The following is a 9,832-nucleotide window of genomic DNA, read 5'->3' on the forward strand; positions in this document are numbered from 1 at the left end:
CGCGGGGCAGACATGAAAGACGCGCCTCCCGTCCTCGATCTCAGCGGCCTGAAATGCCCCTTGCCGGTGCTGCGCACCCGCAAGGCCATGCGCGGCCTGGAACCGGGGGCGCTGCTGACCGTCCTCTGCACCGATCCGGTCTCGGTGATCGACATCCCCCATCTCGTCACCCAGGAGGGCGATCACCTCGTCGGTCAGGGCCGGGACGACGGCGTCTTCAGCTTCACCATCGAGAAGGGCGGCGCCTGAAAACTCGTTCATTCCGCACCGTCTTCGCCTCATTGATGCGGCAACTCGCGGTTAGGTGATCCCGAAGAAGGCCGCGCGACCGCCCGCGGCCGGAAGACGGGAACGAATCGATGGCGCCGGTGATCCGTGGCACCCGCATCCTGCACGATGGCTGGAGCCGCTTTCTCGTGGCCGAGGTCACAATGCCGGACGGCACGCGCCTGACCCGCGAGATCGAGGATCACGGCCGCGCGGTCGGGGTGCTGCCCTATGATCCCGAGCGCCGCGTGGCCCTGCTGGTGGAGCAGTTCCGGCCGCCTACCTTCTTTGCCGCCGGCACCCTGTCGCTCCTCGAAGTCCCGGCCGGCCTTCTCGACGAATCCGAGCCCGAGGACGGCGCCCGCCGCGAGGCGTTCGAGGAGACCGGCGTCCGCCTCGGCCCCCTCGAACGTCTGACGACCGGGTGGTCCATGCCCGGCATCTCCACTGAACAGATGGACCTGTTCCTCGGCGCCTATACCGCCGCCGACCGTTCCGGCCCCGGCGGCGGCCTCGCCGACGAACACGAGACCATCACGGTCCACGAGATGCCCCTCGCCACCCTCGCCGCCATGAGCGACAGGGGCGAGATCACCGACATGAAGACCCTGGTGTTGCTTTTCGCGCTGCGGCTGCGCCGGCCGGAGTTGTTTGCGGGGGCGTAGAGATGCGTTTGTGAGGCTGTGGAATTGGCCTCCCCGCATTCATGCGCGGGATAAGCAGGGGATAGGTGCGATCAGGCCCGGTTCGAGGTTGAAAACTCGGCCTGAAGTAAGACCGCCCTGTTAAAATCACTCTCCGCGGGCTTTGACTGTCTCGTCATGGATCTGGGAGATGAGGAATTGCTCTGCCCGCTGCCACGATTCGTCCGTATCGCCGCGGAAATTCAAGTCTCGCGAGTAGTGATCTCGACCGGTACGAGCATCTACCAGACGCGCCCATAGCTGCATGATCAGCGTACTGCTCTTATGGACGACGCCGACGAGGATGAGTTCGGCTCCGCGCCCCTGTGCAGCCTTCAACAGGCAGGCAACGGCCTCGGACGGGCAATCCTGCCGGAGATTGTCGGCCGGCAGGACTGTCGCCCGAAACAGACCGGAACGGGTCAGGTTGGTGGCGAGGCCGTTGGCCAAGCGCAAAAGGCGCTCGGCGTGTTGGGCGGTTTGATCCGTCGGCTCACCCGACGTGTCGAGCAGCTTGATCGGCAGGACGACGAGTGAGGTTTGTAATGCCTCCGCCGCATGAGCGCACGGTGAAGCGAGAGCGGTGAGCAGAAGCCCAGCCGCACCCATTCTCGCCAAGCTGTTGTTTCGCTGGAGCTACGCCGTCACACCAATCCGCATCGTTGCGCTCCAACCGTGTCTGCCAGTGATGAGCGTGTCGGCCATCATGCACCTGTGGCACCCTGGGCCTCGAAAATCGCCTTGAACCCGGGGCTGCCGAAGGTCGCGATGACCGCATGGCTTTCGTCGAGGATTTCGTAGACCGGGCCATCGATGTCACGGTTCGTGAAATAGACGATCACGTCCTGATCGCCGCCGCCCTCGGTGTGGGGCTCACCCCCTGCCTGTCCCGAGACGCAGCTACCGACTGGGCGGATTTCCTTCAGCGTTCCGTCCGGAGGGAAGATCCTCGGTTCACCCTGCAGGACGAGGGTGCGATAGGACGCACCGTGCCTGTGCAGTGCGGTCCGCAACGTGATGGGACGGTCGTCGAATGCGAATGTCGCCATGGCGTCCTCCGGCGGCGGCTTGGCCGTTCCCGTGCACCAGCGCCTTGCGTCGTCGTCACTCTCGCAAGGCAACCGGGCCCGTCGGCTTCCCTAGACCTACGCTGGCGCCTCCGCTCACTCTTGCCATTTGGTGCCAACGCATCGACCCTTGCCGGCGGGAGACGCTTATGCCGGGATACGGTCTGACCAGGGCACGGACGATGGGACCCATCGCCGAAGCGGTGTCGGCGGCCGGCGGCTCGCTGGCGCGGGTCTTCGGCCGAGCCGACATACCGCTGACGCTCCTCGACACGCCCGACCGGCTGATCCTGCTGCGTGATCAACTCAGTCTTGTCGATGCGGCCATTCGCGAGATCGGCGACCCCGCCCTGCCTGCGCGGCTTTCGACGGGTATCGGGATCGCCGGTCTCGGACCCATCGGCGTGCAGGTCCGTACCGCCGAGACCCTTGGCGCGGCCCTGGCACGGGTGGAGGTCGTCACACCGATTCTCCTCCAAACCGCGACCTGGACGGGTCAGCGCCAGCAAGGTGCGAACGCCTTCTATGGATACACCGTGGTCGAACGGATCGAGAGTGGGCGTCAGGCCAACGAGATCCTGGCGCTCGGCTATCTGCTTGGTACGGTGCGCCATTTTCTCGGCCCGGCATGGCGTCCGGCGCACGCCGTGGTGACAGGTGCGACCTTGGCCGGGCGCACCGAGATCCAGGAATTGTTCGGCTCGGAGATCGCATTCGGGTCGCGGGCGGGCCTGATCTTTCCCGCGTTCCACCTCGACACACCGAACCCGAACCGCCACGATCCTGGCCGGCTGGCGACGGCAGAGGATGAGCCGATCGGCGGTGACCTCGCGGCCTGCGTCGCGCACCTGATCGAGCTTGGCCTCGACGAAACTCGGCCTAGCATCGACGGAGTCGCCCGCCGCCTCGGCCTCTCCCGCCGAACCTTGCAGCGTCGATTGGACGATTTAGGGACGCGCTACGTCGATATCCGGCATCGTGTCATGGCCCAGCGCGCCAAAGCCCTGTTGGCCGGGGAGAGCCTGTCCATCGGCCGGATAGCATGTGAGCTCGGCTATACGGATACTTCACATTTCACACGAGCATTCTTGGAGTGGACTGGGATGACGCCAAGTCGCTGGCGCCGAGACGTCCGAGTTCGGCGGCCGGTTCGAGACTTTTGAATGGCAAGATCGGGTTGAATGGTAAGATCGGGTCGACAACACCCAACCGAACCAAAGTTCATTGCTCACCGACAGACAACCCGCCGATTCCTCACCGCTGACCCCGACCCAGCAAACTGGTCCACGCCGAGCGCAATTCTTTCTGGCATTCTGACTCGTTGAGGAGGATGGATGCCACGCCTCGCAAATGCTCCACGAACGAACAGATCGCTTTCGCCATTCGGCAGGCGGAGAACGGTGCGACGGTGGACGCGGTTTGCCGGACGATGGGTGTGTCCGAGCCGACCTTTTATTGCTGGAAGAAGCAGTTCGTCGTCATGGCCGGCACGTCGGGGTGCCTCAACGAGGATGACTTCCTCGAGATCGGCGCCCTGCAGACCGGCACTTTGGCCGGCCGGCCCTTCGATACGATGGGCTTCGTCGTCACCACACAGGCAATCACCGCACTTTCCTTGCAGAACATCCAATTGGCACAGGCCCTCTCGGTATCGACCGTAAGATCCCGAGCCGGCAGGTGATGATGGAGCTCAATGACGGCCTCCAGGTCACGCCCGCGCTCCGCCTGACGCCGAACCTGCAAGACATCGTCGACCCGGACCAGACGCGTTTCCCCTATTGACGCAAGACCATAACCCGATGCCTTCGTCGTCGGCGCCAAATTGTCCGTCGATCTCTTCGCCTTGGCCGATTTGGCAGGGGCGGCTCCGATTGATGTGTCACCCCGGTCGGCCCGTGCCCCATCGAGGCGCCGCCGAAATAGCAAACGTGGCGAGGTGCGCACGGCCTTTGCGTTTACGGTGCGCTCATTTTATGATGCGATGAAGTGGTTGAACTAACCGCGCCGGAGCGTCGTGACCTGATGCCCTCGTCCATCGAGGTCGGACTGAGCCGGCCCTGGCATCGCCTTCGCCTGCCGCAGCACCTGGAAGCTCAATACCATGCGGAGGACGTGCCTCCGCGCGGTCTGTACATGCAGTCGTGGCTGCTGATCTTCGTCCTTTTCAATATCATCTCGTTGAAGATCGACTTCGATCTGTTCGGGCGCGACGCGATCGCGGTGCCCGCCGGGTTGACGGTGGGCGTCTTCATTCCCCTCGCGCTGGGTTGGATCGTGGCCCTGCGCGGACGGCCCTCCCTGCGGCGGCAGGGGGCGGCCGCGACAATCACGTCGCTCGCGGACATGGCGATCGTCCTCAACAGCGCCAGAATCGTGCCGCAGGAACACGCCGACACCTACCTCATCCTCGCTGCCATCGTTCCCCTCGTCGTGGGGATGATCTCGCCCCTGTCGTTCCGGTACAGCCTGTGGTTCTGTGGGTTGGCATTTCTGCTTTATGTCGGCTTCGTCTTCATGTCGGGGTTCGGACCGGAAGGGCATACGGGTGTGCCTCTCCTGGTGGCGGCGCTCATCCTGGTGCCGATCAAGCTGGCCTATTCACGCGAATGGGACAGGAAGAAGAGTTTCCTCCTTGGTCTGCGGGAGAGGGAACAGGCGGACGAACTAGCCCGAGCCTGCGCCCACCTCACGATTCTTTCCGAGACCGACCCCCTCACCGGTGTCGCGAACCGCCGGCTCTTCACCGAGCAGCTCGAGGACCATTGGGAGCTTGCCGCGACCGGACACGAATGGTTCGGCGTGATCCTCGTCGATATCGACCATTTCAAGCGCCTCAACGATACGGCCGGCCATGCCGAAGGCGATGGCTGTCTCGTGAGCGTCGCCGACACCCTAACACGCGATCTCGCCCGATGGGGCGGCCTGGTCTGCCGCTACGGCGGCGAAGAATTCGCCGCCTTCGTTCCCCGGGCCACGGCCGAGACGATCCAGGATGTGGGCGAGAGCCTGCGGCTGGCGGTGATGGACCTCGCGATTCCCCATCCCGGCCTGCAGGATGGCGGTGTCGTCACCGTGAGCATCGGCGTAACCGCCGCCCACGGCGCAACACGGCATGTGGGCCTCAGCGCGTCGCAACTGCTCCGGGCCGCGGATGCTGCGCTCTATGCCGCGAAGAAGGTGGGCCGGAACCGGGTGGAATCCCAATCCGTGATCTCCCCAGCGAACTCGAGCCAGATAACAGAGCACGCGGCCTGAGCCTGAGCCTCCTCGGGGGGCAACACCGTCGGATCGGCACCCGGCTCCTGCCCGGTTGGCGGGTCGCTGACCGCCGCGCATCGGAGACACGCCTCTCACGGATCCGCTTCGTGTGCCGGAACCGGAACAGAATCCTTCGCGCAGGCCGCCGAACATAGATTCGAGCTTTTGCGTGGATGCGCGTTCAGCGTTCCTCCGCCACCTTGTGTGTTAGCGGACAAAGCGGCCCCTGACGGCTTTGCAACCGTAAGGACGGTCTCCCGTGGGTGAAGCCTTCCGACTGGACCCAGGCGGATGACCGACGCATTCTCAATTTCATCTACCGGTCGCAGGCGCCGAACACGACGTCGCGCAAGGGCGCGGCCGGCAGCCTCTTCCCCTTCGGCGGCTCAGCTGGCGCACTCGACAACACGGTCCCCGGAAAAGCCGGTCGCTACGGCACCAACGGGTGTGATCTGCCAGGTGCCTTCACCAACGGCTGGTGCGAGGGCAGCTATGCGGAGCGCGAGCGCACACTCGAGCGTGCGGCGTGGATCACAATGGGCTCACATTGGGTCACCGCGAACCATCCGGATGTAACATCCGGTCGGCGCAGATCCATGCAGACCTACCGCCTGCCGGACGACACCTTCCAGGAGATCTACACACTGTTTCCTGGCTGGCCGCCGCAGCTCTACATCCGAGATGGCGGGGGAATCTGGGGGCAATTCATGATGACCGCCCGGCATCTCCAAAGGAACCCGGAAACGAAACGGGCCTGGAACTTCGAGGACAGCGTCACGACCGGCGGGTACCATGCCGATATCCATTCGCCGTATTACTACAACGCCCCGAACGGATGCGGGCGGAAGGAAGGCTCTCTCAGTTACATTGACCGCCCCAACTACGGCGTACCGCTTCGCTGCTTCCTGCCGCATCCGGGCCAATGTTCCAACCTGACTGTCTCATGGGGGGCCAGCGGCGATGCCATCTGGCGGGCGTCCTGGCGGATGGAGCAGACCGTGGCGTGTGGCGCTCAGGCCTGCGGCATGCTCACGGCTCTCGCGTACCGCAACGGCACTTTGTCCGATCGGACCTTGGCCGACGTACCCTTTCCTGAGCTGAAGGCGCGGCTCGCTGCCGAGAACGCCGTCACGACCGTCTGACCGGGGAGCCATCCATGCCAGTCTTCAATCCTCGCAGGGCAGTCGGCGTAAGCTCCAGCCCCGACATGAGCCAGGCCGGAAACGGCATCGTGGTCTATCACAATGGGCAGTGGACCACCTGCGAGCTGCAGGCCCTGCCGCCGCTGTTCGTGACCTCGGGAAACGGTCTCTCCGGCAATCCCCGCATCGGGAATGAACCGTGGCTGGGGCGTACCAACGACATCGACCTGACCGTGGCGGGCGATCACGCCATCAACGGCAATGCGTTCGTCTCCATTCCCCATCGCGTCGTCATCACTATGGCGCATGGCGTTCCGGGCGCTGTCATCAGCGGTGGCCTTTACACCAAATGGGGCAGGCAGGGAGATCGGGTCTACGACCTGCCGAACGCGGAATGGGCGAAGCTTACGGACGACATCCAGATCATCGAATGCGTCCTGAACCACGAGCAACGCTCGATCGACTATCTCTACCTGTTCCTGGACGTTCCCAACGAGACGCCCCTCACGGCTTCAGCCTGGGTGTTCGGCGACACTCTCGAGCCAACGGATATCCGCGGGCGGCCGACCTGATCGCCGATCGTCACCATCACCACGGGGTCGGGCGGACCATCGAGACCGATGGGCGCCTCAAAACCTCATCGGCGCCCTGCGCACCTTTTCGGCGACGAGAGCATCGGGCCAGTATCCGGCCCATTCGATGATCCCGATGATGAGGGCGAAGGCAATGACCGACACGGCAACGATGGCCTCCATCCGCGTCCAGCGCCGGCGAGTCCATCGGCTGAGGAGGAGCGTCAGTCTTAGCAATTGATCCATAAGTCCCCTCAGTGCTCTCGACTCGGCCGGTCCTGACCCCCGGATTGAACGACGCCCAATGCGCTACCATGTCCGGATCCGTGGCCTGCCGTGCGCTATCATCGCTTGGGCGGTGACCGAATACGAACCAGAGGGATGCCGATGATTGCGTCCGAGCCGCGGATCCCCTTCGATGACCGTCCCACTGCCTTGCCGCGCTTGGCCGGCACGGCAGCGCGTCATTCCATAGGCACGACTTTGAGCTGCAGGAACTGAACGTTCCGGAAGTCCGCCGGCAGGACTGCGATCTCGTCGTGCTTTCCGCCGCCCTTGGGACGGCAGAACAGGATGCCTCCCAACATTCTAACCTTGAAGAAACTCCCTTTCTTCAACGTCAATTTGCCGCCGCGTGGGTTGATGGCCTCGATATCACCGACGAGGACGACATCGTCCTGCGGCCTGAGATCCGCGTTGAACAATTCCGGATCGACGCCGTCTTTCCAGTCTTCCATGACGATTACGATGCTCTCCGACCGAGGGGTAAGGCGGGCTCGATGAGCGACTTATCACGCGTCCCGACCCGCGTCGCCGCTTGCTCCCCGAGCGCCTCGGACCATCCATGGCCGGCGATGCCAGTGCCGGCTTCGACGGATGGCTCGGCCTGTAGGCAAGAGAAGCAACTGACATTTCGGTGCCGAAACGCTCGAGCGCTCGCGATTCTCGCTCAGATCCACGACGGCCAAACCGACAACGCGAAAGGCTGCCGGTGCCGCAGGAGCGAGGGGCGACGAGGCGCGCTTGCCGCCACCGGCCCCCGCAACGCTGGCCGACGTGCCGCCGCCGTTCCTGCAGCGTCCACGCGAGGTGGTGGACATCATGAAGGGGCTTTGCGACTGGGCCCGTCGGCAGACCGAGGATACCGGGCGCATCGCCGCGTGCGTGCGGATCATGCGGGAGGAAGCCAAGCGCCAGAGCGCGCTACCGGCCGCGATCGAGCGAGAGCAGGCCATCGAGAACCGAACGCATGGCCGGGACGCGCACGCGTCACCGTCCGCTCGCTTTCCACCCCCTCCGACGAGCAACCGCCCCCGTCCAGCGCCCTAACAGCACGATATGCCCCCGCTCGACGAAAGCCGAAGCGGGTTTTCCGCTCTCAAGCCGGCCGAGCGTTGGCGGCAATGGCTTGAGTTAACTGATCGCTGCCCGACCACATACCGGTTTTAGGATCCATAGTAGTGAGTATCATCGTGTAATCCAGGCCCTTAACTCTCGCTATCGCTGAGAAGCAAACCCGAATACCCATTTCCATAATTCGATGCTTGCTTGCTGGCATAATCTCTATGACCTGCAAGCCAGGCTTTGCAAAGACGAGGTGCGATAACCCGGCGCCGTGGGCTCCAACAACCAAGTCCGCGTTCTGAAACAAGTCGACCTTCTGCAGCAGATTGAGCTGGCTCAGTACCACCGGCACAATTCCGAGCGCGGTCATCTCCGCTTCAAATTGGCTCTCATCTCGCATTGCACGGCGCGTCGTGTCACGGCGTGAAATGTAAAAACGACGTGGCAACGACACATCCCGCCCTTCGGCGGCTAGTTCTATGAGTCGGCCGTAAGAATGCTGGAAAGCGACATCGCGGGTCAGAGCTAGGGCAGACGTATGCCCGAAGTAAAGTTTGCGACAATACACTGTTCCTTCAACAAGTACGATCTTGTCTGAAGGTACCGAGAGAGCTCCGAGCGAATCCATAGAAAGCTTATGGTGTTTTTCTCGCACCAGTATCGGACAGTTTGGAGTATCCGGGGCTAAGCGACAGCTCAATTTTGAGAGGCGGTCAAGGAGCTATTCACAATATCCGGCACTGCCCCCCTAGGCATGTATATGCCTCGTCGAAGTTCGGAACCTGAGTGGAATCGGTAATTCTGCCCTGCATTTGCCTGGCCGATTTAATATCTCGACCCTCGGCAGTCCAGATGGCGCCGTTCTTATCAATAAAGACATCGCGGAATTCATTCATGAAAGGAAAGGGCTGGCGCTCCAGGCGTATCTCTGTCCTCGCCCAAAGCTGTCGAACGTGGCCTTGGAAATCGTCTCCGACCCCATCAAGGCCGATCATCTTCATGTCAGCATCTGGCAGATTAAAATCCTTATTGTCGCCTGGATGCCGGTACGAGCCAGCCCTGTGCAACTCGCCAGCAGAGCGAACCTCTTCGAGCTGACGCGGTGGTGTGGGTTTGCCACTCAAGGTAGCGATGCGCTTTGTGACCCTGGCGGCCTGCACGGAATAATAGTCACTCGGCATGCTCTCAATGATCAAGGCCGCCTCGGCATAGTGCCGTGAATTCAGCAGCATAGCCGCGAGCTTTACCCTGGCAGTAAGGTCATCAATTCCGCGGATGATTTGACCGCATCGAGCCAAATCCTCTTTGTCGCTGAGTTCAATGGCAGCGTGTAGTCGCTCCCCGATTATCGCGGGGGACGCTGCGTGATCTGATACCAACGGGCGCTGATCATAACCGATGAGCCCATTCGCGCAGTCCGATGGACATGATCTTCCAGGGTTGATCGGTGAGCCTGTTCCAGGCGTTGCAGCCGCGGTCGACGATGTCCTCGTAGGATG

The 9,832-nt window shown here is 62.9% G+C and carries 14 protein-coding genes and 1 pseudogene; 9 read left to right on the plus strand and 6 right to left on the minus strand.

Annotation, left to right across the window (positions count from 1 at the left end; all coding sequences use genetic code 11):
- Nucleotides 1-12: 12 nt before the first annotated feature.
- Nucleotides 13-249 carry a sulfurtransferase TusA family protein gene (locus tag FPV16_RS24415; RefSeq protein ID WP_227441115.1) on the plus strand — a complete coding sequence of 79 codons (237 nt, stop codon included), beginning with the start codon at nucleotides 13-15 and terminating at the stop codon, nucleotides 247-249.
- Nucleotides 250-359: 110 nt separating this feature from the next.
- A complete protein-coding gene (locus FPV16_RS24420) occupies nucleotides 360-932 on the plus strand; it encodes an NUDIX domain-containing protein (protein ID WP_056144051.1) in 573 nt (190 codons plus the stop codon).
- A gap of 126 nt (nucleotides 933-1,058) precedes the next feature.
- Here the strand turns inward: FPV16_RS24420 and FPV16_RS24425 are convergent, their stop codons facing one another.
- Nucleotides 1,059-1,559, minus strand: a complete 501-nt coding sequence (locus FPV16_RS24425; RefSeq protein ID WP_227441127.1) for a DUF2380 domain-containing protein — start codon at nucleotides 1,557-1,559, stop codon at nucleotides 1,059-1,061.
- A 95-nt stretch (nucleotides 1,560-1,654) separates the two neighbouring features.
- Nucleotides 1,655-1,999, minus strand: a complete 345-nt coding sequence (locus FPV16_RS24430; protein WP_227441116.1) for a hypothetical protein — start codon at nucleotides 1,997-1,999, stop codon at nucleotides 1,655-1,657.
- 167 nt (nucleotides 2,000-2,166) lie between these two features.
- Between FPV16_RS24430 and FPV16_RS24435 the strand changes: the two genes are divergently transcribed.
- From FPV16_RS24435 to FPV16_RS24460, 6 genes and pseudogenes are all read left to right on the plus strand, one after another.
- A complete protein-coding gene (locus FPV16_RS24435) occupies nucleotides 2,167-3,180 on the plus strand; it encodes an AraC family transcriptional regulator (protein WP_227441117.1) in 1,014 nt (337 codons plus the stop codon).
- A gap of 167 nt (nucleotides 3,181-3,347) precedes the next feature.
- Nucleotides 3,348-3,500: pseudogene (locus tag FPV16_RS24440) on the plus strand (transposase); the annotation flags it as partial.
- Nucleotides 3,501-3,697: 197 nt separating this feature from the next.
- Nucleotides 3,698-3,799 carry a carbohydrate porin gene (locus FPV16_RS24445; protein WP_227441118.1) on the plus strand — a complete coding sequence of 34 codons (102 nt, stop codon included), beginning with the start codon at nucleotides 3,698-3,700 and terminating at the stop codon, nucleotides 3,797-3,799.
- Between the two features lie 240 nt (nucleotides 3,800-4,039).
- Nucleotides 4,040-5,272, plus strand: a complete 1,233-nt coding sequence (locus tag FPV16_RS24450; RefSeq protein WP_227441119.1) for a GGDEF domain-containing protein — start codon at nucleotides 4,040-4,042, stop codon at nucleotides 5,270-5,272.
- 266 nt (nucleotides 5,273-5,538) lie between these two features.
- Nucleotides 5,539-6,417, plus strand: coding sequence for an FAD-dependent oxidoreductase (locus FPV16_RS24455; protein ID WP_227441120.1), 879 nt, complete (start codon nucleotides 5,539-5,541; stop codon nucleotides 6,415-6,417).
- 14 nt (nucleotides 6,418-6,431) lie between these two features.
- Nucleotides 6,432-6,989, plus strand: a complete 558-nt coding sequence (locus tag FPV16_RS24460; protein WP_227441121.1) for a hypothetical protein — start codon at nucleotides 6,432-6,434, stop codon at nucleotides 6,987-6,989.
- A gap of 57 nt (nucleotides 6,990-7,046) precedes the next feature.
- Here the strand turns inward: FPV16_RS24460 and FPV16_RS24465 are convergent, their stop codons facing one another.
- The gene (locus FPV16_RS24465; protein WP_227441122.1) at nucleotides 7,047-7,235 is read right to left on the minus strand and encodes a phage tail protein; all 189 of its coding nucleotides are present in this window, start codon (nucleotides 7,233-7,235) and stop codon (nucleotides 7,047-7,049) included.
- Between the two features lie 218 nt (nucleotides 7,236-7,453).
- Nucleotides 7,454-7,726: a hypothetical protein gene (locus FPV16_RS24470; RefSeq protein ID WP_227441123.1), complete on the minus strand. Its 273-nt coding sequence runs from the start codon at nucleotides 7,724-7,726 to the stop codon at nucleotides 7,454-7,456.
- Between the two features lie 286 nt (nucleotides 7,727-8,012).
- On the opposite strand from FPV16_RS24470, the gene FPV16_RS24475 reads away from it, so the two are divergent.
- Nucleotides 8,013-8,318: a hypothetical protein gene (locus tag FPV16_RS24475; protein ID WP_227441124.1), complete on the plus strand. Its 306-nt coding sequence runs from the start codon at nucleotides 8,013-8,015 to the stop codon at nucleotides 8,316-8,318.
- Nucleotides 8,319-8,367: 49 nt separating this feature from the next.
- On the opposite strand, the gene FPV16_RS24480 is transcribed toward FPV16_RS24475, so the two are convergent.
- Complete coding sequence (locus tag FPV16_RS24480; RefSeq protein ID WP_227441125.1) at nucleotides 8,368-8,961, minus strand: glycosyltransferase family 61 protein; 594 nt, start codon at nucleotides 8,959-8,961, stop codon at nucleotides 8,368-8,370.
- A gap of 97 nt (nucleotides 8,962-9,058) precedes the next feature.
- A complete protein-coding gene (locus tag FPV16_RS24485; protein ID WP_227441126.1) occupies nucleotides 9,059-9,529 on the minus strand; it encodes a hypothetical protein in 471 nt (156 codons plus the stop codon).
- Nucleotides 9,530-9,832: the final 303 nt, after the last annotated feature.

This window comes from Methylobacterium sp. W2, assembly GCF_020662345.1.
Lineage (GTDB): Bacteria > Pseudomonadota > Alphaproteobacteria > Rhizobiales > Beijerinckiaceae > Methylobacterium.

Coding starts and splice junctions, on each gene's coding strand:
- FPV16_RS24415 (WP_227441115.1), top strand. CDS start 13: ATGAAAGACGCGCCTCCCGTCCTCGATCTCAGCGGCCTGAAATGCCCC.
- FPV16_RS24420 (WP_056144051.1), top strand. CDS start 360: ATGGCGCCGGTGATCCGTGGCACCCGCATCCTGCACGATGGCTGGAGC.
- FPV16_RS24425 (WP_227441127.1), bottom strand. CDS start 1,559: ATGGGTGCGGCTGGGCTTCTGCTCACCGCTCTCGCTTCACCGTGCGCT.
- FPV16_RS24430 (WP_227441116.1), bottom strand. CDS start 1,999: ATGGCGACATTCGCATTCGACGACCGTCCCATCACGTTGCGGACCGCA.
- FPV16_RS24435 (WP_227441117.1), top strand. CDS start 2,167: ATGCCGGGATACGGTCTGACCAGGGCACGGACGATGGGACCCATCGCC.
- FPV16_RS24445 (WP_227441118.1), top strand. CDS start 3,698: ATGATGGAGCTCAATGACGGCCTCCAGGTCACGCCCGCGCTCCGCCTG.
- FPV16_RS24450 (WP_227441119.1), top strand. CDS start 4,040: ATGCCCTCGTCCATCGAGGTCGGACTGAGCCGGCCCTGGCATCGCCTT.
- FPV16_RS24460 (WP_227441121.1), top strand. CDS start 6,432: ATGCCAGTCTTCAATCCTCGCAGGGCAGTCGGCGTAAGCTCCAGCCCC.
- FPV16_RS24465 (WP_227441122.1), bottom strand. CDS start 7,235: ATGGATCAATTGCTAAGACTGACGCTCCTCCTCAGCCGATGGACTCGC.
- FPV16_RS24470 (WP_227441123.1), bottom strand. CDS start 7,726: ATGGAAGACTGGAAAGACGGCGTCGATCCGGAATTGTTCAACGCGGAT.
- FPV16_RS24480 (WP_227441125.1), bottom strand. CDS start 8,961: ATGGATTCGCTCGGAGCTCTCTCGGTACCTTCAGACAAGATCGTACTT.